The organism is Catellatospora methionotrophica (genome assembly GCF_011297335.1).
GTDB lineage: Bacteria > Actinomycetota > Actinomycetes > Mycobacteriales > Micromonosporaceae > Catellatospora > Catellatospora methionotrophica.
In genome coordinates this window covers 26,001-51,933 of record NZ_JAAOTJ010000031.1, presented here as the reverse complement: position 1 = coordinate 51,933, position 25,933 = coordinate 26,001, and the positions used below count along the sequence as shown (strand labels likewise).

20 protein-coding genes are annotated in these 25,933 nt (G+C 72.3%); 10 read left to right on the top strand and 10 right to left on the bottom strand.

The features are described from left to right. Positions 1-162 precede the first annotated feature (162 nt). The 7 genes from pucD to HAV40_RS35420 are packed head-to-tail and all read left to right on the top strand — an operon-like array spanning position 163 to position 9,226. Positions 163-2,433, top strand: coding sequence for a xanthine dehydrogenase subunit D (pucD, locus tag HAV40_RS35450; protein WP_338076455.1), 2,271 nt, complete (start codon positions 163-165; stop codon positions 2,431-2,433). Beyond that, complete coding sequence (gene aceB, locus HAV40_RS35445; protein ID WP_166388673.1) at positions 2,434-3,954, top strand: malate synthase A; 1,521 nt, start codon at positions 2,434-2,436, stop codon at positions 3,952-3,954. After that, on the top strand, positions 3,954-5,180 hold the full coding sequence (locus HAV40_RS35440; RefSeq protein WP_239087061.1) for a DUF6986 family protein: 1,227 nt from the start codon (positions 3,954-3,956) through the stop codon (positions 5,178-5,180). Before aceB ends, HAV40_RS35440 begins: the two co-directional genes overlap by 1 nt. Further along, positions 5,177-6,478, top strand: a complete 1,302-nt coding sequence (gene allB / locus HAV40_RS35435; RefSeq protein WP_239087062.1) for an allantoinase AllB — start codon at positions 5,177-5,179, stop codon at positions 6,476-6,478. Before HAV40_RS35440 ends, allB begins: the two co-directional genes overlap by 4 nt. Next, complete coding sequence (gene alc, locus HAV40_RS35430; protein WP_166388671.1) at positions 6,475-7,545, top strand: allantoicase; 1,071 nt, start codon at positions 6,475-6,477, stop codon at positions 7,543-7,545. Before allB ends, alc begins: the two co-directional genes overlap by 4 nt. Before the next feature lie 3 nt (positions 7,546-7,548). Then, complete coding sequence (locus tag HAV40_RS35425; RefSeq protein WP_166388670.1) at positions 7,549-8,100, top strand: nucleotidyltransferase family protein; 552 nt, start codon at positions 7,549-7,551, stop codon at positions 8,098-8,100. After that, positions 8,093-9,226, top strand: a complete 1,134-nt coding sequence (locus HAV40_RS35420) for an XdhC family protein (protein ID WP_166388669.1) — start codon at positions 8,093-8,095, stop codon at positions 9,224-9,226. Before HAV40_RS35425 ends, HAV40_RS35420 begins: the two co-directional genes overlap by 8 nt. A 4-nt stretch (positions 9,227-9,230) precedes the next feature. Here the strand turns inward: HAV40_RS35420 and HAV40_RS35415 are convergent, their stop codons facing one another. Then, entirely contained in the window at positions 9,231-10,427 is a 1,197-nt protein-coding gene (locus tag HAV40_RS35415; RefSeq protein WP_166388668.1) for an Lsr2 family DNA-binding protein, read from the bottom strand. 8 nt (positions 10,428-10,435) lie between these two features. Further along, positions 10,436-13,531 carry a DEAD/DEAH box helicase gene (locus HAV40_RS35410; protein WP_239087063.1) on the bottom strand — a complete coding sequence of 1,032 codons (3,096 nt, stop codon included), beginning with the start codon at positions 13,529-13,531 and terminating at the stop codon, positions 10,436-10,438. Between the two features lie 128 nt (positions 13,532-13,659). Between HAV40_RS35410 and HAV40_RS35405 the strand changes: the two genes are divergently transcribed. Next, positions 13,660-13,965, top strand: a complete 306-nt coding sequence (locus tag HAV40_RS35405; RefSeq protein ID WP_166388667.1) for a GNAT family N-acetyltransferase — start codon at positions 13,660-13,662, stop codon at positions 13,963-13,965. Between the two features lie 204 nt (positions 13,966-14,169). Here the strand turns inward: HAV40_RS35405 and HAV40_RS35400 are convergent, their stop codons facing one another. Both HAV40_RS35400 and HAV40_RS35395 read right to left on the bottom strand, forming a co-directional pair. Beyond that, the gene (locus tag HAV40_RS35400; protein ID WP_275413537.1) at positions 14,170-14,946 is read right to left on the bottom strand and encodes an SCO1664 family protein; all 777 of its coding nucleotides are present in this window, start codon (positions 14,944-14,946) and stop codon (positions 14,170-14,172) included. Positions 14,947-15,058: 112 nt separating this feature from the next. Continuing rightward, complete coding sequence (locus HAV40_RS35395; RefSeq protein WP_166388665.1) at positions 15,059-15,655, bottom strand: DUF3090 family protein; 597 nt, start codon at positions 15,653-15,655, stop codon at positions 15,059-15,061. 88 nt (positions 15,656-15,743) lie between these two features. On the opposite strand from HAV40_RS35395, the gene mshC reads away from it, so the two are divergent. Continuing rightward, positions 15,744-16,985 (top strand): cysteine--1-D-myo-inosityl 2-amino-2-deoxy-alpha-D-glucopyranoside ligase, encoded by a 1,242-nt coding sequence (gene mshC / locus HAV40_RS35390; RefSeq protein WP_166388664.1) that lies wholly within the window; start codon positions 15,744-15,746, stop codon positions 16,983-16,985. A 66-nt stretch (positions 16,986-17,051) separates the two neighbouring features. Here the strand turns inward: mshC and HAV40_RS35385 are convergent, their stop codons facing one another. From HAV40_RS35385 to HAV40_RS35365, 5 genes are all read right to left on the bottom strand, one after another. Further along, entirely contained in the window at positions 17,052-17,420 is a 369-nt protein-coding gene (locus tag HAV40_RS35385; protein ID WP_166388663.1) for a hypothetical protein, read from the bottom strand. Positions 17,421-17,489: 69 nt separating this feature from the next. Further along, positions 17,490-18,302, bottom strand: coding sequence for a GntR family transcriptional regulator (locus HAV40_RS35380; RefSeq protein ID WP_166388675.1), 813 nt, complete (start codon positions 18,300-18,302; stop codon positions 17,490-17,492). Positions 18,303-18,555: 253 nt separating this feature from the next. Next, a complete protein-coding gene (locus HAV40_RS35375) occupies positions 18,556-19,422 on the bottom strand; it encodes a PAC2 family protein (protein WP_120315654.1) in 867 nt (288 codons plus the stop codon). Positions 19,423-19,493: 71 nt separating this feature from the next. Beyond that, a complete protein-coding gene (locus HAV40_RS35370; protein ID WP_203672232.1) occupies positions 19,494-22,622 on the bottom strand; it encodes a DEAD/DEAH box helicase in 3,129 nt (1,042 codons plus the stop codon). 99 nt (positions 22,623-22,721) lie between these two features. Next, the gene (locus tag HAV40_RS35365; protein ID WP_239087064.1) at positions 22,722-23,816 is read right to left on the bottom strand and encodes an NsdA family TPR-like regulatory protein; all 1,095 of its coding nucleotides are present in this window, start codon (positions 23,814-23,816) and stop codon (positions 22,722-22,724) included. 305 nt (positions 23,817-24,121) lie between these two features. Between HAV40_RS35365 and HAV40_RS35360 the strand changes: the two genes are divergently transcribed. Further along, positions 24,122-24,304 (top strand): hypothetical protein, encoded by a 183-nt coding sequence (locus HAV40_RS35360; protein WP_166388662.1) that lies wholly within the window; start codon positions 24,122-24,124, stop codon positions 24,302-24,304. An 8-nt stretch (positions 24,305-24,312) separates the two neighbouring features. Here HAV40_RS35360 and HAV40_RS35355 read toward each other — a convergent pair whose 3' ends face one another. After that, on the bottom strand, positions 24,313-25,614 hold the full coding sequence (locus tag HAV40_RS35355; RefSeq protein ID WP_166388661.1) for a fibronectin type III domain-containing protein: 1,302 nt from the start codon (positions 25,612-25,614) through the stop codon (positions 24,313-24,315). Positions 25,615-25,933: the final 319 nt, after the last annotated feature.

Below are 25,933 nucleotides of genomic sequence, written 5' to 3'. Positions count from 1 at the left end.
CTTCGCTGATCCACTGGGCGATGATCGGCACCATGAGCAGGCGGTTGACCGGTGAAGCTGTCCCGTCTTGGCGCGATCCCGCACCCAAAACGGATACAACCTCACCGATCTGAACCAGTCACCCTCTAAGAGTTGCGACAGGGGCGGGGCGGGGGTGGCGGGGTGACGACGGCGGCGCATGTCGGGTTGGCGGCGGCGGTGACCGGTGGGGTGGGGGCCTCGGCGGTCAGGCCGGATGGGCGGTTGAAGGTCACGGGGGAGTTCGCGTTCTCGTCGGATCTGTGGGCCGACGACATGCTGTGGGGGGCGACGCTGCGCAGCCCGCATCCCCGGGCGCGGATCACGGAGCTGGATCTCGGTCCGGCACTGCGGATTCCGGGGGTGTACGCGGTGCTCACGCATGAGGACGTGCCGGGGCGGCGGCTGTACGGGCTGGAGCACGTCGATCAGCCGGTGCTGGCCGCCGACGAGGTCCGTTATCAGGGCGAGCCGATCGTGATCGTGGCCGCCGACCATCCGGAGACCGCGCGCCGGGCGGTGCGGGCGATCGGGATCGGGTACGAGGTGCTGGACGCGGTCACCGATCCCGAGGCGGCGCTGCACGACGGCGGGGCGCCCCGGGTGCACGCCGACCGGCCGAACCTGCTGCGGCACGTGCCGATCCGGCGCGGCGACCCGGAGGCGAGCGCCGCCGTCGTCATCACCGGGGAGTACGAGGTCGGCATGCAGGACCAGGCGTTCCTCGGTCCCGAGTCGGGGCTGGCGGTGCCCGCCGAGGACGGCGGTGTCGACCTGTACATCGCCACCCAGTGGCTGCACGTCGACCAGCAGCAGGTCGCGGCGTGCCTGGGCCTGGCCGCCGACAAGGTCCGGCTGACCCTGGCCGGGGTCGGCGGGGCGTTCGGCGCGCGGGAGGACCTGTCCATGCAGGTCCACGCGTGCCTGCTGGCGCTGCGCACCGGGCGTCCGGTCAAGATGGTGTACGGCCGGGAGGAGTCGTTCTTCGGGCACGTGCACCGGCACCCGGCCCGGCTGCGCTACGAGCACGGCGCGGACGAGCACGGCCGCCTCGTCTACGTGAAGGCCCGCATCCTGCTCGACGGCGGCGCGTACGCGTCCAGCTCCGGCGCGGTCGTGGCGAACGCGGCGACGCTGGGCGTCGGCCCGTACGACGTGCCGAACGTGGTCATCGACGCGTACGGGCTCTACACGAACAACCCGCCGTGCGGGGCGATGCGCGGCTTCGGGGCGGTGCAGGCCTGCTTCGCGTACGAGTCGCAGATGGACAAACTCGCGGCGGCGCTGGGGCTGGACCCGGTCGAGGTGCGGGTGCGCAACGCGCTGCACACCGGTGACCGGATGCCGACCGGCCAGGTCGTCGAGGGCCCCGCGCCTGTCGCCGAGCTGCTCCGGCTGGTGCAGTCCAAGCCACCGGCCGGTCCGGCGGACTTCCCGCCGGGCGGCACCGCGAACACCACGCGCGGCGAGGGCGTTGTCCGTGGCGTCGGCTACGGGATCGGCATCAAGAACGTGTGCTTCTCCGAGGGCTTCGACGACTTCGCGACCGCCCGGGTGCGCCTGGAGCTGGTCGGCGGCCGCCCGGCGGTGCTGGTGCACACCGCCGCCGCCGAGGTCGGCCAGGGCCTGGTCACCGTGCAGGCACAGATCGTGCGTACCGAACTCGGCGTCGACCAGGTCACCATCGCCCCGGCCGACACCGGCGTCGGCAGCGCGGGGTCGTCGTCGGCGTCCCGGCAGACGTACATGACCGGCGGCGCGGTCCGGGCCGCCTGCCAGGCGATCCGGGCCCGGCTGCTGGACCGGCTCGACGGCCTCGCGGGCGAGCTGCGGCTGGTCGACGGCCGGGTGCTCGACGCCGAGGGGGAGGCCGTCGCCGATCTCGCGGACGTGCTCGGCGAGGAGGCGATCGAACAGACGGTGCAGTGGCGGCACCGGCCGACGTTCCCGCTCGATCCGCAGACCGGCCAGGGCGACGCGCACGTGCAGTACGCCTTCGCCGCGCACCGGGCCACCGTCGACGTCGACCTCGACCTCGGCCTGGTCAAAGTCGTCGAGATCGTCACCGCGCAGGACGTCGGCAAGGCCGTCAACCCGGGGGCGGTCGTGGGCCAGATCCACGGCGGCACCGCCCAGGGGCTCGGCCTGGCGCTGATGGAGGAGATTCAGATCGTGGACGGGAAGGTGCGCAATCCCTCCTTCACCGACTATCTACTCCCTACGATCATGGACATGCCGCCGATGACCGTGGACGTGCTCGAACTGGCCGACCCGCACGCGCCCTACGGGCTGCGCGGGGTCGGCGAGCCGCCTACGATCTCGTCCACACCGGCCGTCGTCGCGGCGATCCGGGCGGCCACCGGTGCCGCGCTGACCAGGGTGCCGGTCCGGCCCGAACACATCGTGGGGGTATGAGTGACCGAGATCCTGACCCCGGACGCGGTCGCGTTCGTCACCGAGCTGCAGCGGCGTTTCCGCCCCCGGCGCGACGAACTGCTCGCGGCGCGCCGGGCCCGGCAGGCCGAGATCGACCGGACGGGCACGCTGGACTTCCTGCCGGAGACCGCGTCGATCCGCCAGAGCGAGTGGACCGTCGCCCCGGCCCCGGCCGACCTGGTCGACCGCCGGGTCGAGATCACCGGCCCGACCGAGCGCAAGATGACGATCAACGCGCTGAACTCGGGCGCGAAGGTGTGGCTGGCCGACCTGGAGGACGCCAACACCCCGCACTGGGCCAACGTGATCGGCGGCCAGCAGAGCCTGTACGAGGCGGTCCGCCGCACGATCACCCTCCAGCAGGGCGACAAGCTGTACGCGCTGCACCCCGGTCCGCTGCCGACGATCGTGGTGCGCCCGCGCGGCTGGCACCTCGACGAGCGGCACTTCGCCGTCGACGGGTCGCCCGGTGTCGCGGCGCTGGTCGACTTCGGGCTGCACTTCTTCCACAACGCGGCCGAGCTGCTGGCCCGGGGCAGCGGCCCGTACTTCTACCTGCCGAAGATGGAGAGCCATCGGGAGGCGCGGCTCTGGCAGGACGTGTTCACGACCGCGCAGGAGCTGCTGGGCATCGGCTACGGCAGTATCCGGGCGACGGTGCTGATCGAGACGATCACGGCCGCGTTCGAGATGGACGAGATCCTGTGGGAGCTGCGCGACCACGCCAGCGGCCTCAACGCGGGGCGCTGGGACTACCTGTTCAGCCTGATCAAGAAGTTCCGCGCGTTCCCGGCGTACACGCTGCCCGACCGGGGGCAGGTGACGATGGCCGCGCCGTTCCTGCGGGCGTACGCGCAGCTGCTGGTCAAGACGTGTCACCGGCGCGGGGCGTACGCGATGGGGGGCATGGCGGCGTTCATCCCGAACCGGCGCGACCCCGGGGTGACCGCGACGGCGCTGGCCAAGGTCCGTCAGGACAAGGAACGCGAGGCGGCCGACGGCTTCGACGGCTCCTGGGTGGCCCACCCCGACCTGGTGCCGATCTGCCTGGAGGTGTTCGACAAGGCCCTGGACGGGGCCCCGAACCAGCTCACCCGGCAGCGCCCGGACGTACGCGTCGACGCCCACGACCTGCTCGACGTGCGGACCACCGAGGGCGAGCCGACGATGGCCGGTGCCCGCGCCAACATTCACGTCGGCATCCGCTACATCCAGTCGTGGCTGAACGGCAACGGCGCGGCCGCGATCGACAACCTGATGGAGGATGCCGCCACCGCCGAGATCTCCCGCTCGCAGCTGTGGCAGTGGCTGCACAACGGCGCGCTGCTCGACGGCGGCACCACCCCGGTCACCCGTGAGCTGCTGGAACAGCTCATCGAGGGCGAGATGGCCATGCTCGGCCCGGACTACGAACCGGCCCGCAGGATCTTCGAGCAGGTCGCGCTCGCCGACGACTTCGTGGAGTTCATGACCCTGCCCGCCGGTGAGCTGATCGACTAGTGCAGCAGCCGACCGGAGAGTTCCTCGGCGTGCCCCGCGAGCCTCGCGACGGGGCCCGCGTCGCCGCGTCCGAGCTGGACCGCAGGCTGGCCGCCGCCGACGGGCTGCTCCGCGACCGCTACCCCGGCGAGCGGCCCGGCCGCCAGCCGCTGCACACCGTGTACGTGCCCGCCGACCGGGTGCGCACCGGTCTCGCGCAGCAGTGGGGTGAGCAGGCGCTCGCGGCGGTGGCCGAGCACGGGCTGCCGTACCCCGAGCAGCTGCACGAGCGGATCAGCCGCAAGCTGGCCACCGAGCCGATCGAGGACCTGCGGGTCGACTTCGAGGACGGCTACGGCCGCCGCGAGGACACCACCGAGGACGCCCACGCGCGCAGCGTCGCCGCGTTCCTGGCCGCGCGCCCGGCGCCTTTTCTCGGCGTACGCATCAAGAGCCTGGAGCCCGACACCCGGCCCCGCGCCCTGCGCACCCTGGACCGGCTGCTCGACGCGCTGGGCACGATCCCGCCGAACTTCGTCATCACGTTGCCGAAGGTCAGCTCGGTGGCGCAGGTCGAGGCTCTGGTCTGGCTGTGCCGCCACCTCGAACCGGCCGCCGGGCAGCTCCGCTTCGAACTCCAGGTCGAGATGCCGCAGGCGATCCTCGGCCCGGACGGCGGCTGCCCGCTGCCCGCGATGATCCACGCGTCGCAGGGCCGCTGCGTGGGACTGCACTACGGGACCTACGACTACTCGGCGGCGCTGGGCGTCGCGGCGGCGTACCAGTCGATGGAGCATCCGGCCGCCGACCACGCCAAGCAGGTCATGCAGGTCGCGGCAGCGGGGACGGGAGTGCACGTGGTCGACGGGTCCACCAACGTGTTGCCGGTCGGCGACACCGACGCCGTGCGGGCGGCCTGGGCGCTGCACCTGCGGCTGGTCCGCCGGAGCCTGGAACGCGGCTTCTACCAGGGCTGGGACCTGCATCCGGCGCAGCTGCCGACGCGCTACGCGGCCGCGTACACCTTCTTCCGCGACGGCGCGGCCTCGGCCGCGACCCGGCTGCGGGCCTGGCTGGACGGCCGGGACAGCGCCGCGCAGCGCGACAGTGCCGCGCGCGGCACCGGTTACCTCGACGAACCCGCGACCGCGCGGGCCCTGTCCGGATTCCTGCGGCGCGCCGTGGCATGCGGCGCGCTGGATGTCGGCGAATTCGGCACCGATCGATCTATGCTGGAGCCGCTGTGAACTACGACCTCATCCTGCGCTCGCACCGGACGCTCACCCCGGACGGCGAACGGCCCGCCGACGTCGGCATCCGCGACGGCGTCATCGCCGCGGTCGCCGGATTCCAGGCGCTCGCCGGTGACGACGTCATCGACCTGGGCGACTGCGCGCTGCTGCCCGGCCTCGTCGACACGCACGTACACGTCAACGAGCCGGGGCGCACCCAGTGGGAGGGCTTCGACAGCGCCACCCGGGCCGCCGCCGCGGGCGGCGTGACCACTGTCATCGACATGCCGCTGAACGCGGTCCCGCCGACCGTCGACGTGCAGGCCCTGCACGTCAAGCGGGCCGCCGCGGTCGAGCAGTGCTTCGTCGACGTCGGCTTCTGGGGCGGCGCGGTGCCCGGCAACACCGCCCAGCTGCGGCCGCTGCACCACCAGGGCGTGTTCGGGTTCAAGGCGTTCCTCATCGACTCGGGTGTGCCCGAGTTCCCGCCGCTGGACCCGGCCGGGCTGGAGGAGGCGTTGGGCGCGGTCGACGCCCTGTTCGTCCTGCACGCCGAGGACCCGTCGCTGGTCACCGCCGCGCACGGCGAGCACTTCGCCGACTTCGTGGCCTCCCGCCCGCCGCGCTCCGAGCGCCGCGCGGTCGCCGCCGTGATCGAGGCGGCCGAACGCACCGGGGCGCGGGTGCACATCCTGCACCTGGCCGCCGCCGACGCGATCCCGCTGATCGCCGCGGCCCGCCGCGACGGCGTACGCATCACCGCCGAGACCTGCCCGCACTACCTGGTCCTGGACGCCGACCAGGTGCCCGACGGCGCGACCCAGTTCAAGTGCTGCCCGCCGATCCGCGACCGGTCCCACCAGGACGCACTGTGGCAGGCGCTCGCCGACGGGGTCATCGACTGCGTGGTGTCCGACCACTCGCCGTGCCCGCCCGAGCTGAAGGAGGGCGACTTCGGCACCGCCTGGGGTGGCATCGCGTCCGTGCAGCTCGGGCTGCCGCTGATGTGGACCGCCGCCGCCGAACGCGGCCACACCCTGTCCGACGTGGTCCGCTGGATGGCCGGCAACACCGCCGACCTGGTCGATCTGCCCGGCAAGGGCCGCATCGCGGTGGGCGCGGACGCCGACCTGGTCGCCTTCGACGCCGACGCCGAGTTCACCGTGGACGCGACCCGGCTGCTGCACCGGCACCACGTCTCGCCGTACGACGGCCAGAAGCTGCGCGGCCTGGTCCGCGACACCTGGCTGCGCGGCCGCCTGGCCGGGGTCGAGCCGATCGGCCGCCTGCTGCGCCCCGGCGGCGGCGCATGAGCGCGGACACCGTGCGGGCCGGGTCCCCGAGCGCCCCGGCCCCGGACGGCGCGCTGCCCGCCGCCCGGAGAGGAGACGCGGTGAGCTTCGAGGAGCTGCTCGACCTCGCCTCGCGGGCCGTCGGCGGCAGCGTCGTGTCCGCCAACGACGAGTTCTTCGCCGAGCGCGACAACCTGGTCAACCCGTGGGCGCCCGGCTTCACCCCGCGCACGTTCGGCGCGAAGGGACAGGTGTACGACGGCTGGGAGACCCGCCGCCGCCGCGAACCCGGCGACGACCACGCCGTGATCCGGCTCGGCGCGCCCGGCCGCGTCCACGGCGTCGTGGTCGACACCGCGTTCTTCACCGGCAACTACCCGCCCGAGGCGTCCGTCGACGGCTGCCGCGCCGACGGCTACCCCTCGCCCGCCGAACTGGCCGACGCCGACTGGTTCCCGCTGGTCGAGCGCTCGCCGCTGGAGGGCGACACCCGCAACCGCTTCCCGGTCGACGCCGGGCCGCTGGTCACCCACGTCCGGCTGACCATCCACCCCGACGGCGGCGTGGCCCGGCTGCGGGTGCACGGCGTGCCCGCCCCCGACCCGCGCCTGCTGCCCGGCACCGTCGACCTGGCCGCCGCCGAACTGGGCGGCCGGATCACCGACTGCAGCGACCGCTTCTACGGCTCACCCGGCAACCTGCTGCTGCCCGGCCTGGCCGCCAGCATGGGCGAGGGCTGGGAGACCCGGCGGCGGCGCGGCGGCGGCAACGACTGGGTGCAGGTGCGGCTCGCCGCGCCGGGCGTGCTCACGCTCGCCGAGCTGGACACCTCGCACTTCAAAGGCAACGCCCCCGGCTGGGCGGCGCTGACCGGGCCCGGCGGCGAACCGCTGCTGGCGCGCACCCGGCTGCAGCCCGACACCCGCCACCGGTTCCGGCTGTCCCACGACGGCCCGGTCGACGGGGCACGCCTGGACATCTACCCCGACGGCGGCATGGCCCGGCTGCGCCTGTACGGCAGCCTCACCGCCGCCGCGCGGGACACGCTCACCGCACCGTGGACGGGTCGGGAGGCTGGGGGAGGCTGACATATGGCTGTCGGGGGATTACTGCTGGCCGCGGGAGCCGGGCGGCGGTACGGGATGCCCAAGGCACTGGCCCAGGTGCCGGGCGACGGGGAGCTGATGGTGCAACACGCGCTGCGGACGCTGCGCGACGGACAGTGCGATCCGGTCGTGGTCGTGCTCGGCGCGGGAGCCGGGCGCGCCCCGGCGCTGCCCGGCGCGCTCGTGGTGGTCAACAAGGAGTGGCGCACCGGCATGGGCTCGTCGCTGCGCGCCGGTTTGGCGGCCCTGCCACCGCAGGTGGACGCTGTAGTGGTGCTGCTGGTGGACACGCCGGGGATCACCGCCGAGGCGGTGCGCCGGGTCGGCGCGGGAGCGAAACCGGACACGCTGCGCGTCGCGACGTACGGCGGGGACGGGGGGCACCCGGTGCTGCTCGGTCGCGAGCACTGGGCCGGGGCGGCCGAGCTCGCCGTCGGCGACGTCGGGGCCCGGCCCTACCTGGCCCGGCACGACGTGGAGACGGTGCCCTGCGACGACGTCGCCGACGGCACTGACCTGGACGTCCCCCGTGCGTGACGTGCTCGACGACCTGTTCCGGGCCTGGACGTCCGGTGCGGTCGCGGGCGTGGCGACCGTGGTGCGCACCTGGCAGTCCGCACCACGGCGGCCCGGCGCGTCGATGCTCGTCGGACCGGGCGGGGAGGCCGTCGGCAGCGTGTCCGGCGGGTGCGTCGAGGGCGCGGTGTACGAGCTGGCCACCGAAGTCGCCGCCGCTCCGGGCGGGCGGCCGGTGCTGCAGCGTTACGGCGTCAGCGACGATGACGCGTACGCCATCGGCCTGACCTGCGGCGGCATCATCGAGGTGTTCGTCGAGCAGGTGTCGCGGGAGACTTTCCCGCAGCTCGGCGACGTCGTGGCGGCGGTCCGTGGCGGCCGCCCGGTGGCCGTGGCGACGGTCGTCGCCCCCGCCGACTCGCCGCGTTTCGGGCGGCGGATCGTGGTGTTCGACGGGGCGGCGCAGGGCACGTTCGGCTCCGCGCGGCTCGACGACGCCGTCGCCGACGACGCGCGCGGGCTGCTGGCCGCCGGGCGCACCGGGATGCTGCACTACGGCCCCGACGGCGAGCGCCGCGGCGACGAGCTGGCCGTGTTCGTCAACGCGTACGCCCCGCCCGCCCGGATGATCGTGTTCGGGGCGATCGACTTCGCCGCGGCGGTGGCCCGGATCGGGTCGTTCATGGGTTACCACGTGACGGTCTGCGACGCCCGGCCCGTGTTCGCCACCGCGAAGCGCTTCCCGTACGCCGACGAGGTCGTCGTCGACTGGCCGCACCGCTACCTGGCGGCCGAGGCCGCCGCGGGGCACGTCGACGCGCGCACCGTGCTGTGCGTGCTCACCCACGACCCGAAGTTCGACGTGCCGCTGCTGGAACTGGCCCTGCGCCTGCCCGTGGCGTACGTCGGCGCGATGGGCTCCCGCCGCACCCACGACGACCGGGTGACCCGGCTGCGCGAGGAGGGCCTCACCGACACCGAACTGGCCCGGCTGCGCTCGCCGATCGGCCTGGACCTCGGGGCGCGCACCCCCGAGGAGACCGCGGTCAGCATCGCCGCGGAGATCGTCGCGCTGCGCTGGGGCGGCACCGGCGCGGTCCTGTCCGAGGTGGACGGCCCCATCCACCGCGCGGCGGTGGGACGCTGACGGCTCAGTCGAGCGGGTTCGCGTCCCGATACGCCCGGATCAGGTCGGCACGCAGCCGACCGCGCTCGTTGACCTCGATGCCCTGCTCCCGCGCCCACGCCCGCACCAGGGACGCCATGGGCGGTGCCGTGTCTCGGGGCACGTCCGAGGGCACGTACGGCTCGGCGGCCGCGGACGTCGGCCGTGGCGGCAGCTCGCCGGTCAGCAGTGGCGACGTCCAGGAGTGCCGCACCATAGCCTCGTAGGCGGGTGCCAGCGCCTTGGCGAAGTCCCTGCCGGCGACGGCGACGCCGACCGGGCCGAGACGCGCCAGCAGCCGGGATGCCGCGTCCGGGTCGGCGGGCGGCGGGGCGGGCAGCGCCGCGCCGGTCCAGAAGCCACGCAGCTCGTCGCGTTCGCCGGTCGCCTCGGGCGCTTCGCCGACCGTCTGCCGTGCGCGTTGCGCCCGCAGGGCCTTGAGCAGGTCCTCGCGGGCCATGCCGCGCCAGCGCAGGATGGTGAACGGGTCCGCGTCGAACTGCTCGGCCAGCAGGAAACACACTGCCGCCGCGTGCTTGCACGGGTTGCCCCAGTCGGGGCACGAGCACTCCAGGTCCAGCTGCCGGATGCCGGGGAACAGCGACAGGCCCAGCGGCTCCAGCACCTGCTCGACGTCCTCGGGCATCCGCCCGGCGAGCAGTTCGGCGCTGTACGCGGCCTGCTGCGCCAGCGCCCCGACGGCCCGCCGCCAGTCGGCCGCGCTGAACACCGCCACACCGACGGTCACCGCGTAGGGCTGGTGCCGCGAGCCCTGCACCTGAGCCGTCACCGTGCCCGGCGCGACCGCGAGCGACAGCACCTGCCCGGAGCGGGCGTACGACTTGCCCCGGCTGAGCCTGCTCGCGGTCTCCGGCGACTCGATCGCCTTCAGGAACCGCCGCGACCACCAGCTCGTGGCGATGTCCCCGCGCCTGCTCAGCGCCCGGATCCCGTCGGCGGCCAGCCTCGGCTTGGCGGACGGGAACCCCCGCCACCGTTCGCGTTCGTCCGTGGCCCGCCCGTCGAGGTCCGCATCGGCGGGGCTGCCCTCGTCATGGACCTCGTAGTCGGGCAGGTCGTGATCGGAGGCGTCGTGGCCGGGAACGTCGGGTGTTCCGGGTGCGGTGCCGCCGTCGGCTTCGGCGCGCTTCCACCATGGTTCGGCGCGTTTGAATGCTGCCATGCCCGCCCCTACTCGGCGACCGCGTCGCGGGTCAGCGTCACGAGGTCGCGCAGCGCGTCGGTGGACAGCTCGGTCAGCCAGGCCTCGCCGCTGCCGACGGTCGCCTCGGCCAGGGCCTTCTTCTGCTCCAGGACCGCATCGATGCGCTCCTCCAGGGTGCCCGCGCACATCAGCTTGCGCACCTGGACGTCGCGGCGCTGCCCGATGCGGAACGCCCGGTCGGTGGCCTGGGCCTCGACGGCCGGGTTCCACCAGCGGTCGACGTGGATGACGTGGTTGGCCGCGGTCAGGTTGAGCCCGACGCCACCGGCCTTGAGGGACAGCACGAACAGTCCCGGCCCGCCCTCGCCCTGGAACGCGGCGACCATGCCGTCGCGCGTCTTACGGTCGACGCCGCCGTGCAGGAACGGCACCTGCTGGCCGAACACCGCCGCCAGGTGGTCCGACAGCATCCCGCCGAACTCGGCGAACTGCGTGAACAGCAGCGCCTTCTCCCCGGCGGCGAGCACCTCCTCGCAGATCTCCTCGACCCGCGCCAGCTTGCCCGACCGCCCGGCCAGCCGCGAACCGTCCTTGAGCAGCTGGGCGGGATGGTTGCAGACCTGCTTGAGCTTGGTCAGGGTGGCCAGGATCAGCCCGCGCCGGTCGATGCCGTCGGCCTGCTCGACCTGGCGCAGCATGTCGTCGAGCACCGCCTGGTAGAGCGAGGCCTGCTCGCGGGTCAGGTTGCAGGCCACCGTCATCTCGATCTTGTCGGGCAGGTCGGAGATGATGCTCGGGTCGGTCTTGACCCGGCGCAGCATGAACGCCCCGGTCACCCGGCGCAGCCGGGCGGCGGCCTGCTCGTCGCCGTCGCGCTCGATCGGCACCGAGAACCGCCGCTTGAACGTCTCCGCGCTGCCCAGAAGGCCGGGGCTGGCGAACTCCATGATCGAGTGCAGGTCGGCGAGCCGGTTCTCGACCGGGGTGCCGGTCAGCGCGATCCGCCGTGGCGCGGGCAGCGCACGGATCGCCCGCGACTGCTTGGCCGCCGCGTTCTTGATGGCCTGCGCCTCGTCGACCACGATCCGCCGCCAGCCGACCTCGGCCAGCTCCCGCTGGTCCCGCAGCGCCAGGCTGTACGTGGTCAGCACCAGGTCCACACCCGCGACCGCCTCCCGGAACTGCTCGCCGGTCAGCCGCTCCGCGCCGTGGTGCACGTGCACGGCCAGCTTCGGCGCGAACCTCGCCGCCTCCCGCTGCCAGTTCGCGACCAGCGACATCGGGCATACCAGCAGTGTCGGGCCCAGCCCGCAAGCCTGGCGGCGTTCGTTCTCCAGCAGGGCCAGCACCTGGATGGTCTTGCCCAGGCCCATGTCGTCGGCCAGCACCGCACCCAGCCCCAGCGTATCCATGAACGACAGCCAGCCCAGCCCGCGCTCCTGGTAGGGGCGCAGCTGCGCACCGAACCCGTCCGGCGTCGGCAGCGGCGCGAAGCTGCCGGCGGCCCCGCCGCTCATCAGCTCGCCGAGCCACCCTGTGGCGGTGACCCCGACCATCGGGAGCCCGGTCTCGGCACCCTCGCCGAGCAGCCCCGCGCGCAGCACGTCGCGGGCGGTCATCGGCCGCCGGGTCGCCCTGCCGAGCTGCCGGAGCCCGGCCGCCAGGCGGACCTGGTCCACCTCCACCCACCGCCCGCGGATCCGGACCAGCGGCGACTTCGCCTCGGCCAGCGCCGCCAGCTCCTGCGCGGTGAGCACCTCGTCGCCGAGGGCGACCTGCCAGGAGTAGTCGACGAGCTGGTCCATGCCGAGCTGCGACTCCTTGGCCACGATGCCCGGCTGCGGCGGCGTCTGCGCGGTCAGGCGCAGCCCGAGCTGCGGTCGCGGGCCGCTCCACCACGCGGGCAGCAGCACCCCGATGCCCTCGGCGGCCAGTGACGACGCGTGCTGGCGCAGGAAGATCAGCGCGCCCTCGGCGTCCAGCGGCACCCCGACCGGCGCCGCCTGGCGCAGCGTCCTGGCCAGCGGCGGGTAGTGCTGTGCGGCGCGGCCCAGCCCGGCCAGCAGCTCGGCCTGCGGGTCGAGTCCCGCCTCGGCGAACAGCAGCGCGTTGCCGTCCCACCGCCACACCTCGTCGGCCCCGGCGACCAGCGACGGGTCCTCGTGTGACTGGAGCAGCAGGTCGAGCCGCCAGCCGCCCGGATCGTCGACGTCGGTCTCGTCGAGGTCGGTCTCCCCGACGGTGTCCTCCGGGGCGACCAGGCGCAGGCAGGTGCGCACCAGCCCACCGGACCGCGCGCCGCCCGTACGCCAGGCGGCCAGGGCCTGCGACAACCGCTCGGCGTCGTACGGGTTGACCTGGTCGCCTTCCAGCACGTTGTCGTCCGCGGTCAGCGCCGTGAGCAGTTGCTCGGCGACCGGCCGCAGGCGGGGGACCCGGCCCCGCCGTCCCGGCAGCAGCGTCGCGCCCAGCCCGGACACCGCCTGGCTGGCCAGCGCGTCCACCATCGAGTCCAGGGCCGCGTCGAGCACCGCGTCGGCGGGGGCGAGGTCGACGTGCTCGTCGTACAGCCAGCACCGCAGGGCGGGCGGCATCGCCGCGAGCAGCGGGATGCGTACGGCCGCGACCTGGAGCGAGGACGCCGCCCGCCAGTCGGCGAACCAGTACTCCTGCTCCTCGTCCCAGGTCAGCGCCGGGGTCACCAGCCCGCTGCCGACCAGCTGCGCGGCGCTGCGGGCCAGTGCGGCCGCGAAGCGCACGGTCGCCCCGCCGTACGGGGCGAGCACGGGCAGCAGCCGCAGCGCGGCCGTGGCGTCCATGCGCAGCGTGGGCACGATGAACGGGGCGAGCTGATCGGGTTCGGGTCCCGGTCCGAGTTCCGGGGACGGGGTCGGCCGACCCGCGTACGCGGGCAGGGCCAGCACCGACCAGCCCGGCGGCTCGTCGTCGCGCCCGGCGGTCGCGCCCAGGGCCGCGCGCAGGCGCTCGGCGGGCACCGCGAACGGGTGCGGCCGCGCCTTGCCCCGTCCCCGCTGGACCGGCAGCGCCGCCTGCAGGGCCGCGTCCTCGGCCCAGAACTCCCAGCTGCCGTCGGCGGTGTACACGCAGTGTGCGACCAGCACGTGCGCACCTCCCGCCTCTTGCCGACCGCCGCAGATCCTCTCACGTCCGCCCGCCCGCACCGCGTCGCACATCGCCGCCGCCACCCGTGCGTGAACCCCGCCACCGGGCGCGCGGCTACGATGATCGGATGTCGATCGACGTGACTGACGCGCCCGAGCGCGAGCGGTTCGAGGCCCGGGACAGCGCCGAGCAGACCGTGGCCGGGTTCATGACGTACCAGCTCACCGGCAAGGTGATCGTGTTCACCCACACCGAGGTCGCCCCGGCCTACGAGGGCCAGGGCGTGGGGAGCAAGCTGGCCCGCACCGTGATGGAGGACTCCCGGGCCAAGGGCCGCACCGTGGTGCCGATCTGCCCGTTCCTGGCCGGCTGGCTGGACAAGCACCCCGAGTTCGCCGACATCACCGCCCACGGCACCAAGAAGATCAAGTAATCCGATCCGGCGATCGTCCATCGGCAGTCGTCACTGTCCGAAAGGTGATGGCGGCATTGTGCCACCGGCCGCCGCTGCCTAGCGTGCCCCGCACAGGCACCCGGCGAGGACGCGGCGGCGATGAGCGGCAGCACGGCACAGGGCAGCGGGCTGCCCCGCCACCGCGTCCTCACCGGTGCTGCCCCGACCCCGGGCGGTCTGCGGTCAGATCGGGGGCCACGGGATGGCGTGGCGGTCCTCGGGCGGCTTGGGCAGGCGGCCGTCGGCCACGAGTTGCTTGATCCGGGTGCCGACCGCTTCGACCTCGGCCGTCGTCAGCAGGTCGTCGAGCACGCTGGGGTCGAACGCGCGCAGCGCCGCGGCGACCTCCGGCGGCACCACGCGACCCGCGAACCCCCACAGCACCGTACGCAGCTTGTCCTCGGTGTGGAAGCAGATGCCGTGGTCGACGCCGTACAGCCGCTGATCCGGGGTGGCCAGCACGTGCCCGCCCTTGCGGTCCGCGTTGTTGATCACAGCGTCGAAGGCGGCCAGCCGGGCCAGCCGCGGATCGTCGGCGTGCGCCAGCAGGTACGGCCGCCCCTCCTCGTCCTCGGCGGCGGCGATCGGCAGCCAGCCCTGCGGCAGCTCGCCGGCGGGCACGAAGTCGACCGGCGGCTCCACCGTCTCGTCCAGCCACAGCTGGCACGAGCCCGGCCCGAGCGGCCCGTCCCGCATCACCGTCGGCGGCACCAGGTCCCAGCCCAGCGACTCGCTCACCGCGTACGCGGCGACCTCGCGGGCGGCCAGGGTCCCGTGTGGGAAGTCCCACAGCGGCCGCTCGCCGCGTACCGGCTTGTAGACCGCCCGCACCGAAAGCCCACCGGCGGACAGGATCACCCGCAGCGTCGTGTTCGAGGCCTCGACCAGGCGGCCCTCGATCTCCATCTCGGCGTCGCGCAGCAGCAGGCCGAGCTCGGCCCGGCCGGGAGCTTCGGACAGGTCCTGATCACCGGTGTGGCCGGTGGGTGTCTGGTCGCCGATGGGAGGGATGGCGGACCTCCTGGGTGTGACTGCGGGCTATCCGGGTGACGCTACTCCGCCACCGGCGTACTCACCTGCGGTGATAGCCGTTGTGCCGGGGGCACAGGTGCCCGGCCGGGTCCAGCGGCTGCCCGCACAGCGGGCACGGCGGCCGGCCCGCGTTGACCACCCGCTTGGCGCGGTCGATGAAGTGCCGCACCTCCGCCGGGGTCAGCCGCACCCGCAGCCGGTCGAGATCATCGGAGATCTCCGGGGTCGCGTCCTCGTCGTCGTCCTCATCGTCGTCGTCCTCGGCGGTCTCGGCCTCGGCGTCGAACTCGACCTCCTCGGCCGCGATCGCCTCGATGATGACCGTGCTGGTCTCGACGTCGAACGCCAGCCCCAGCGTGCCGACCCGGAACTCCTCGTCGACGGGGGTGTCCAGCGGCTCGTTGTCGCCAGGACCCTCGGCGGTGGTGGGCAGTTCGGCCCCGAACCGCTGGTGCGCCTCGGCGAGCAGCTCCTCGAGCTTCTCCGCCAACAGCGCGACCTGCATCTTCTCCAGCGCCACGCTGACCAGGCGGCCGCCGCCGCGAGCCTGCAGATAGAACGTACGCTCGCCCGGCGGACCCACCGTTCCGGCGACGAACCGCTCCGGCGGCTCGAATGCGTACACCTGATGGGTCATGCCTTCGACCCTAGCGTCACGCCCGCGCAAGCGGGTAACCGCGCCAGGGGAGATCCGCTCTCGGCATAAAGCTGGTTAGGCTGGCGCCATGGAAACGTGGTCCGGTCTTGACGTCCCGCGCCTGCCTGGCGCCGGCCAGCCGCTGGCTCTGTTCGACTCCGCACGCCAGGGCGCCTTCCCCAGCCGCCCGGTGGGCGGGCGCGCGACGATGTACGTCTGCGGCATCACGCCGTACGACGCGACCCACCTCGGCCACGCGGCGACCATGATCACATTCGACCTGGTGAACCGGATGTGGCGCGACGCCGGGCACGACGTCGCCTACGTCCAGAACGTCACCGACATCGACGACCCGCTGCTGGAACGCGCCGCCCGCGACGGCGAGGACTGGAAGGTCCTGGCCATGCGCGAGACGGCCCTGTTCCGCGAGGACATGGAGGCCCTGCGGATCATCCCGCCGAGCCACTACGTCGGCGCGGTCGAGTCGATCCCCGTCATCGCCGGGAAGGTCGCCGAGCTGCTCGACCGCGGCGCGGCATACCGGCTGGAGGACGGCACCGGCGACGTGTACTTCGACGTCAGCGCCGCGCCCCGGTTCGGATACGAGTCGAACCTGTCCCGCAAGCAGATGCTGGCCTTCTTCGCCGAGCGCGGCGGCGACCCCGAACGCGCCGGCAAGCGCGACCCGCTCGACCCGCTGCTGTGGCGCGGCCGCCGCGACGGCGAGCCCTCGTGGCCCGGCGGCGCGCTCGGCGCGGGCCGCCCCGGCTGGCACATCGAGTGCACCGTCATCGCCCTGGAACTGCTCGGCGAGACCATCGACGTGCAGGGCGGCGGCAACGACCTGCTGTTCCCGCACCACGAGTGCAGCGCCGCGCACGCCGAGGTGCTGACCGGCAAGGCCCCGTTCGCGGCGCACTACGTGCACGCGGGCATGATCGGCCTGGACGGCGAGAAGATGAGCAAGTCCCGCGGCAACCTGGTCTTCGTGTCCCGCCTGCGCTCGGACAGGGTCGACCCGATGGCCGTACGGCTGGCCCTGCTCGGCGACCACTACCGCGCCGACCGCCAGTGGACCGACGAGGTGTTCAAGACCGCCGAACACCGCCTCGGCCGCTGGCGTCGCGCCGCTCGCGCCGCCACCGCCCCCTCGGGCGCGGAACTGCTCGCCGGCGTACGCGCGAAGCTCGCCGAAGACCTCGACACCCCCGGCGCCCTGGCCCTCATCGACGCCTGGGCCGACGACACCCTCGCCGGGGTGGGCAACGACCCCCAGGCCCCCGCCCTCATGACCCAGGCCCTCGACGCCCTCCTGGGCATCAAGCTCTGACCTCGATACGACCGGCGCGGCGATCTCGCGGAACCCCGCGGATCGCCGCGATCCCGGCTCAGGAGATCAGGCTCGCGGGCGGGGCTGCGGCCGGGGCCGCACGGCGACCCGGGACGGGCGCTGCGGCGGGGCCTGCCGGGCGCGCGCCGGGCGGACCGGCTGCCGAGCCTGCCGACGCAGCGTCAGCGCCACATGACCCAGCCGGGCGGCCAGGGCGAAAACCCCGACGGTCAGAGCGCCCAGCAGCAGCACGCCGGTGCTCGGCACCCCGTCGGCGATGCCGACCACCAGCACCGCCAGCAGCGCTACTCCGATCACGAGCACGACGAGCGCGCCCAGCAGGGCCACCAGCGCCTGCGGGGACTGCGGAGCCGCGCCGTCCGGCCGATTCCCGGCACCTGCCTGCGCTCCGTTGGAGAATCGGCGAAGGGTCATGCAACCATCCTTGCGGCGAACGCGCGGGTGCGCAGGCGAAAAGGTGTCGGGCACCCGACAGTCCGCAGATTAGCCCAGGACAAGGCCAGGATCGGGATCTCCGTCCAGGTCGGCGTCCGGGCGTGGCGCGGGCACCCGGTATTCCTCCGTCAGTGTCGTCATCGGTCCCGGCCACGTCGCCTGCGCGACCTCGATCACCTTGTGCTCGCCGTCGTACGCCACGTGCAGTAGGTGCAGCACCGGCGTGTCCGGCCGGATCTGCAGCTGCTCGGCCTCCTCCCGGGTCGGGAGCCGGGCGGTGATCGTGTCGGTGGCGGTCGCATACCGGCGGCCGGTGACCTCCTCGACCTCCTGATACAGCGGACGGCCGAACGACTCCAGGCGCTCCAGCCCGGTGCCCGCGGTGTCCTGCGGCCGCAGCCAGGCCGCACCCACCTCGACCACCGCGTCCTGGGTACGCACCAGATGCCGCCGGACCACCAGCAGCGTCGCATCCGGCACCCCGAACGCGTCGGCGACCTCGGCCGGCGGAGTGGCCCGAGTGACCTCGGTGAGCTGCTGGCGGTACCGGTCCGCGAGGTCCGCGTGATAACCCCGGTGCGCGCCGTAACGGCCGCGGGACAGCCGGTTGAGCCGCCGCCGGGTGCCCCGCACGTACGTCCCCGAGCCCGGCTTGGTGATCAGCAGCCCCTCGACCCGCAACTGGTCGATGGTGCGCTGCACGGTCTGCTTCGCCACCCCGAACAACTGCGCCAGCGCCGGAATCGAGGGCAGCTGCTCCCCGGCAGCCCAGTCGCCCCGCCTGATCTTGGCCCGCAGCTGCGCGGCGATCTGCCGGTGCGGATGCTCCGCCGCGCCCGGATTGATCCCGCCGATGCCCATCTCGGTCATGAAGCGATCATGCCGCACCACTGTCCGAATACCTAGCGACCTAGGACGCCGCTAGGCGCGGTGTCGCCCCCCACGTGCCGTGTCACCGGCTGTGACACCCGCCCCACGGCCGTGGCGGCCACGTTGGTCTTTGATAGACGCTGGCCTATGACATCGAAAAAATCGCGATCATTTTCGATGTCATAGGCCAGCGTCTATGGAAAGTGAGGGGCGTGGAACGGTGAGGCCCCCGGGGTGGGGTGGGTTACCAGGTGCCGTGGGTGGGGCCGGGGGAGCCGCCGCGGCGGCGGAGGTACTTTTCGAACTCGACGGCGATCTCGTCGCCGGACAGGGGCTTGGCGACATCACCGGCGCGCTCTTCGAGGTCGCGGAGGTACTCGGCCAGTTCGGCGTCCTGGGCGGCGGCGGCACGGACCCGGTCCTCCCATTCGGCGGACTCCTCGGCCAGGTCCAGCATCGGCACCGGCAGGTCCAGGACCTCCTCGATGCGGTGCAGCAGGGCCAGCGTCGCCTTCGGGCACGGCGGGTTGTTCGCGTAGTGCGGCACGTGCACCCAGAACGACATAGCGTCGATCTCCGCGCGGGAGGCGCTGTCCTGGAGCACCCCGACGATGCCCGTCGGACCCTCGTACCGCGTGGGGGTTAGTTCGATCTTCTCCTCGCCGGCGTGCTTGCCGGTCACCGTGCCGCTGATGGGCAGCGGGCGGCTGTAGGGCACATCGGCCAGCAGCGCCCCCAGCAGGACGATCTTCTCGATGCCGAGGCTGTGACAGATCTCCAGGATCTCGTTGCAGAACGTACGCCAGCGCAGGCTCGGCTCGATGCCCCTGATCAGCACCACGTCGTGCTGCGCGCCGGGCGGCGAGGCGACCATGAACTTGGTACTCGGCCACTCGATGCGGCGCGTGTCGTCGACCAGGGTGATCAGCGGCCGGTTCACCTGGAAGTCGTAGAACTCCTCCGGGTCCACCGACGCCACCTCACGCGCGTCCCACACCTGCTCCAGGTGCTCGACCACGGCAGTGGACGCGTCAGCGGCGTCGTTCCACCCCTCGAAGGCGGCGATGGCGACGGGGGAACGCAGGACAGGAAGGCCGTCGAACTCGGTCACGCCTGTCAGCCTACGGCGCTGCGCCGGATCGTCCAGGCGGGTCGGGTCAGCGAGCGTGTCGCAACAGGGCGCTACGCAGGGCGATGATCACCAGCTGTGGCGGGGGACACTCCGTCAAGCCGCCACGGCCGCGCGGCGGAACAGGTCCTCCGGCATCGGCTCGTCGAGCCGCCAGGTGACGGCCATCGGCCGTTCGCCCCGGTGCTCGACGTACTGAGCCGTCCCGTGAAACACGTACGCCTCGGGATAGCCGTGCTCGGTGGAGGTGCTCTCCCGGGTGAACAGCAGCACATGGCTGCCTTCGCGGGCGTGCGCGCGATACCGCTGCCCGGTGACGAGTTCGCGCCGGTGCGGTTCTGTGACTCCCAGTGGAACAGCTCCGGGGTCAGCGCGTAGTCGCGGTACATGGTCTGCGGGGAGAACTCCTTCTCGTTCTTGCGGAGCGTGACCAGCAGGGCGTCACACCGCGTCGCCGGAGACCAGGCCACGCCCTCGCGCATGTTCTCCGGCACCCGGCCGCCGCCCAGCTCCGCCCAGCCGAGTGCGGCCAGGATCTCATCGGCGGAGTAGCGGGCGTTGATCGCGAGCGGCACCCGCGAGAGCACGTCCGGCAGCGGCTTGGCCAGCCGCCGCGGCCGTTCGACCCCGTACTCGACGATCTGGCGGATCTCGTCGCGCAGGTGCGGCTCACCGCGCAGCCGCGCCAGCCCCTCGTCATAGTCGGCGAAGCCGCCGCCATCCCGCCAGACGGAGAAGACGAGCATCCGGGCGTACGCCTGCTCGGCAGGTGAAAGGTTCCCGTAGGCGGGTCCGTCCACGGCTACCAGCCGCGCGTACGCGGTGGCCCGGCGCGCGTCGTCGACGTGCAGGAATGCCCGCATCCGCTTGCCGACCGCGGACTCGAGGGGCGATGGCTCCTGGTCGAGTCGGCCGGCCTTGCGCAGTAGCGAAGTCCAGGACCGGTTACTGCGGTAGACGTCGGTGATGTCCCGGCCGCTGGCCTCCAGGTAGCCGGCAAGCGTCGGCTGGTCGTAGGTGCGGACCTCCTGCGCGAGCACGTTCACCTTGACGCTCAGGTGCTCGCGGAGGCTGCCGAGGAGCCGTTCCTTCGCCACCCGGTCCAGCACGACCTGACAGCCTGGTGGCAGCAGCGGGAAGTCCGCCTCGGCCTGGTCCCTCAACCGTCCGCGGGCGAACCCCGTCAGTGCCTGGAACCGGTTCTCCAACCGGAACTCGGCCCGGTGCAGGCCGACGAAGTCCAGCACGGTCAGCACAGCCTTGTCCGGCGTACGGCGCAGGCCACGGCCGAGCTGCTGCAGGAAGATGGTCGCACTCTCGGTCGGGCGCAGCATCAGGATCGTGTTGATGTCGGGGATGTCCAGGCCCTCGTTGAACAGGTCGACGGCGAACAGGAACTTCACCTCGCCGCTGCGCAACGCGGCCAGTGCGGTTTTGCGCTGCTCGGGCGGCGTAGACCCGTCGACGGCCCGCGCCGGAATGCCGTGCTTGTCGAAGAACTCCGCCATGTAGTGCGCGTGTGCCACCGATACGCAGAAACCCAGGCCGTGTACCTCGTCGAGGTTGCCGACCTTGTCGCGCAGCGCGTTGAAGACGAGCCTCGCCCGCTGCTCGTTGCCGGTGAAGGCGGCTTCGAGGCCCTCCTTGTCGTAGGCCCCGCGAGTCCAGGCGATACCGGTGAGGTCGGTCTCGTCGTTGACGCCGAAGTAGTGGAACGGGCAGAGCAGATCGGCGTGCAGCGCGTCCCATAGGCGCAGTTCGGAGGCGATACGCCCGTCGAAGAACTCGTCCTGCACCCACTTGCCGTCGGCCCGCTCGGGCGTGGCGGTGAGTCCCAGCAGCTCCTGTGGTTGCAAGTGGTCGAGGATCCGGCGGTAGGTCATGGCCTCCGCGTGGTGGAACTCGTCGATGACCACCACGTCGAAGTGGTCCTCCGCCAGATTGCCGACGGTGCGGTGCAGCGACTGCACCGAGGCGAAGACGTGCCGCCATCGTTTCGTACGGTCCTCGCCGACGTGCATCTCCCCGAAGTCGGGAACGGCCAGGATCTGGCGGTACGTGTGCAGGGCCTGGGCGAGGATCTCCTGCCGGTGGGCTACGAACAGCAGGCTCGGCAGCCGCCCCAGCCGCTGCTGGAGGTTGCGGTAGTCGAAGGCCGCGGTGACGGTCTTGCCGGTGCCGGTGGCCGCGACCAGCAGGTTGCGGTGCCGATCGTAGGCGGTCCGTTGCAGGTCGAGGTCTTCGAGCATTTCACGCTGATGCGGGAAGGGGTGGGGGACGAGCGCGGGCACCTCGAACAGCCGCTTGCCGGAGGAAGTCGAGGCGAGCGCCTGATCCAGCCGGTCACCGTCTTCTGCCGGGTCGTAGAGCTCGAACTCGGCGCGATCCCAGTAGGAGTCGAAGGTCGCCCGGAACTTGTCCAGCAGGCGGGGAGTAGTGACCGACGACAGCCGTACGTTCCACTCCAGCCCGTCGAGCAGGGCCGCTTTGGACAGGTTGGAGCTGCCGACGTACGCCGTGTCGAAGCCGGTCTCGCGGCGCAGCAGCCAGGCCTTGGCGTGCAGCCGGGTGGAGCTCTGCTCGTAGCTGATCTTCACCTGGGCACCGAAGTCGGTGACGAGGCGATCCAGGGCCCGCCGCTCGGTGGCGCCCATGTAGGTCGTGGTGATCACCCGCAGGGGCACGCCGCGCCGTTGCAGGTCCTCGAGCCGTCGCTCCAGGATGCGCAAGCCCGACCATTTGACGAACGCGCAGAGCAGGTCGACGTGGTCGGCGCTGGTCAGCTCGGCGGCGAGTTCGTGGGCGAGGTGCGGGTCCTCCCGCGCGTTGGTCAGCAGCGCGGCCTCGGACAGGGAGGTCAGCGGGCGGGTGAGCGGCTCAGTTCCGGGCTCACCGGCCATGATGGAGAGCAGCCGTTGCGGCCCGGCTTCGACGAGCGCGGCGTCGTCGAGCGCGCGCAGCAGTTGATTGGCCAGCTCCACCTGGGCATCCGTGCCGCGAACGGCGGACAGTGCCCGTGCTGCGGCCTCACCGACGAACCGGCCGAGAAGGTGGGCGACATCGGCTTCGCCGATGTCGCCGAGATCGACCACGTGACCGGCGTCCCGCCAGCGGGTGACCTGCTCCAGGAGAGGCTGGGTGAGCAGACTGTCGTAGAGCCCGATGATGGGGGAGTCGGTCACCCCGGATCATAAACACACGTCGAAGCTCGCCAGGGGGCGTCGATGACATATCGCCCGAACGGTGCATCCGCAAGGTCGGACAGCCGGTGCCGGGAGCGTTCAGGCCACCGACAGTGCTTCGTGGAGTTCTCCCGTGCCACGAAGACCCGGCCAGCGCTGTCGCAGCGTTTGATCTAGCACCAGCAGTTCACCGTTGATGCGGGCCGACCCGGTGGACCGGACGGCATCGACGCAGCTCAGCCCGATCTCGGCAGCCCGCTCTGGGTCGGGCTGTGCGGTCTGCAGCACGGCGTTGGCTAGTTTGGCGAGCTGGTGGGCTCGGTCCCGGTGATGGTCGGCGGGGACGGCGGCGACCCGGCGTTCGAGAATCGCGATCGCGGTGTCGGCCTGACCGCAGCTGCGATAGCCGCTCGCAGACTGCTCCTCCAAGGTGTCCATGTCGTAGCTGTGCAGGTAGACAGGGGCATCGTCGTCCACCTCGTCGGAGTGATCGAGCAGTAGGTCCGCTGCGGAGTCGATCAGACGGCGGAAGCGGTCAGGTTCGGCGCGAAGCGCCCAGCCGCGCGCCTCCTGCTGCGTGGCCAGTGCCGCCAGCTTGGGGCTGATCGGGCCCGCCATGCGCCGCGCTGCTGCGGCCAGTTCGATCACGTCGACGGCATCGTCATCGAGCAGCGCGATGTTGCTCCTGCGCACCAGCAGGTAGGCCGCCAGTTGATGGTCGCCGACAGCCTGTGCCCGCTGTGCTGCCCGATCGGTCCAGTACTTGGCGGCGGTGACATCTCCGAGGTCCTGATACAGCCAACCCGCGAACTCCGCATACTGAGCCAGCAGCCGCATCGCGGGTTCGGCCGTGCCCGGCTTGCTGCCGTATCGCAGTTTGTCCAGCACTGCGATCTGGGCGCGCACGACCTCGACCAGGTGACGCGGTCCGAGCACCTTGTCAGCCATGTAGTGCTGGGCAAGAAGCGTACGGAAATAGTCGAGAACTGGCAGGTCAGTACGTCTCGGGTTGCCGATCGCGCCATGGACGCGCTCAGTCACGTCGGAGCAGATGCCGTCGGGCAGCATCGTGCGGAGTGCACCTGCGGCCAGCAGACCGTGGAAGTCGCGCCGGGGAAGTTTCACCCTGATCGTTCTCCCGGCTGGTGAGCTGAGGTCCAATGTCACCGTATCGCCACCACCGTGGTGCAGCACGGTTTTGAGATTCGCGGTACTGGTAGCCGCCGATCCGGCCTCCGGGCAGCAGCGATCGCAGCGCGGTCAGCAGCCCGCCCGCGTCCAGTGCTCGGTCCAAGACCGGGACCAGGGCTGCGTCGACGAGGTGTTCGCCGCGTTCCACCCGGGAGATTCGGCTGTAGCCGTACAGGCAGCTTTCGGGAGTTCGCGCAGGGAGATGCTGGTCTGCTCCCGTAGCTGCCGAAGGACCGCGCCGAACAGTCGGCACATCGCGTCGTCGTATCGACCCACGCCGCTGTTCGGTCGCGGCTACGTGCATGCAGATGCGTGAACGCTTCCTGGCCAGGTTGACACTCGTCGAGGCCACCGTACGGCTTCCGGTCGTGCGACCCGGTCGCCCGCAGCACCATGGCATGAAGGCGACCGTACGTCTTTCCGCGATGCATCCGCGCCACGGCACCTCTGCGACGACCGCCATCGCCGCAGAGGTGCCGCAGGTGTCGTGAAGGTGGGCCTACTCCGCTTCCGCAGGGTCTACCGGGGACTCCGGGGCTGGTGACGACGGCTCCAGCGTCGGCGGGGTCTCCGGCTCGGTCGCCGACGGTGTGGGCGCGGCTGTCGTCTCCACCGGTGTCGGTGACTGCGTCGGCGGGTCGACCGGCGACGGCGGGATCGAGGAGGGCGACGGGGGCGGCGGCGGAGACGCGGTCATCGCGGTGATCTGGTTGCTGTTGCCGGAGGCCAGTCCGGCGGCGTTGACCGCGATGACGACGAACGTGTACGACGTCCCGGACGAGAGCCCGGTGACGGTCGCGCTGGTGTACGGGGTCCAGCCGAGGAACTGCCCGTCGCGCAGGAGGCGGTAGTACGACACGCCACCTGATCCGCCGTTGGCGGGCGCGGACCAGGACAGCCAGATCTTGTGCTCGTCGGCGGCGACCGCGGTCAGGGAGGTGGGTGCTGACGGGGCGACCGGCTGGGCGGGCGGCGGCGGTGTCGTGCCCGGTTTCGTGGTGGGCGGTGCCGGCGGGGTCCAGCTCGGCGTCGGCGTCGGCTCGTTGGTGATCATGGGGGAGGGCTGCGGGCTGGCCGACGGCGGGGCGGTCGGCAGGGCGATCGGCGATCCGCTCTCGTCGGCCACGACTCCCGCCGACAGCATCGGGGACGGCAGCCCGTCCTGCTGCGACACCGGCTGGTTGTCCCCGGATGGCTTGATGACCAGGACCAGCATGACGGCGACGGTGGCCAGTACGGCGACCCCGATCGCGACCAGCACCCGGCGGTCGGGGCCGGTCCGGGCCGGGGGGTGCTCGACGGCGTACGGCTCCGGCATCGCGACGGGGTCGCCGGACCAGGGCCGTCGTGGCGTGTTCGGGTGGAGCGTGTCGGCGGTAACGGCGGGCAGGCTGTCGTCGGTGGTCGACAGGTCGGGCAGGGCGGCGACTGCCGCCGGGTAGCCCGGGACCGCGTCGACGGCGGCGCGGGCGGCCAGCCAGTAGGAGGTGGCCAGTTCGAGGTTCAGTTTCAGCTTCTGGATGTTGCTGAAGCCGACGACGGTGGGCAGCACCAGCTGCTCCCAGGTGCCTACGGGCAGGTCACGGCCGTACTGCAGCGCGTCCCAGGTCGCGGCGAACTCCGGTGCGCCGACCTCCATCGCGTCGATGCGGTAGTCGTGCACGGCGGCGTCGAACTGGTCGAGCAGGAGCTGGTGCACCTTGGCGACGGGTCGCCCCGCCGTGATGTCGGTCAGCAACTGCCCTAACTGGACGACCAGTTTGCGTGCTTGAGCTACCTGCCCGGGTTGTGGCTGTGCCACCCGTGTCTCCCCCTGATCGGTGCCGCGGCAGGGTTGAGCCCAGCCGGAAACAGCGCTGAGCCGGTCAGGGGCCAGCGGCACCAACATATGCGACAGTTCGGCGGAAAGGAAACCTCGGGTCGTGAACGAACCTCGCGACCCATGGCGGGGGGCCTGGTGGTGTGGCAGGCCACGGCGAACGGTTTGCAGGAAAGTACAAACGGCTTAGGGGCCAAGTGGGGCGATGTAGGACCATGCGCCGATTCCGCCGCCGCTGCGTTACCGGCCGACTTCCGCCATGCCGAACTCGTCACCCCTCGCGATCGGTTAGTTTTGATAG

What these genes read in the sequence shown, in the direction of transcription:
- HAV40_RS35425 (WP_166388670.1), top strand. Translation starts at nt 7,549, where the DNA reads ATGGCTGTCGGGGGATTACTGCTGGCCGCGGGAGCCGGGCGGCGGTAC.
- HAV40_RS35380 (WP_166388675.1), bottom strand. Translation starts at nt 18,302, where the DNA reads ATGGGCATCGGCGGGATCAATCCGGGCGCGGCGGAGCATCCGCACCGG.
- alc (WP_166388671.1), top strand. Translation starts at nt 6,475, where the DNA reads ATGAGCGCGGACACCGTGCGGGCCGGGTCCCCGAGCGCCCCGGCCCCG.
- mshC (WP_166388664.1), top strand. Translation starts at nt 15,744, where the DNA reads ATGGAAACGTGGTCCGGTCTTGACGTCCCGCGCCTGCCTGGCGCCGGC.
- HAV40_RS35405 (WP_166388667.1), top strand. Translation starts at nt 13,660, where the DNA reads ATGTCGATCGACGTGACTGACGCGCCCGAGCGCGAGCGGTTCGAGGCC.
- HAV40_RS35415 (WP_166388668.1), bottom strand. Translation starts at nt 10,427, where the DNA reads ATGGCAGCATTCAAACGCGCCGAACCATGGTGGAAGCGCGCCGAAGCC.
- HAV40_RS35360 (WP_166388662.1), top strand. Translation starts at nt 24,122, where the DNA reads ATGCGTGAACGCTTCCTGGCCAGGTTGACACTCGTCGAGGCCACCGTA.
- HAV40_RS35395 (WP_166388665.1), bottom strand. Translation starts at nt 15,655, where the DNA reads ATGACCCATCAGGTGTACGCATTCGAGCCGCCGGAGCGGTTCGTCGCC.
- HAV40_RS35385 (WP_166388663.1), bottom strand. Translation starts at nt 17,420, where the DNA reads ATGACCCTTCGCCGATTCTCCAACGGAGCGCAGGCAGGTGCCGGGAAT.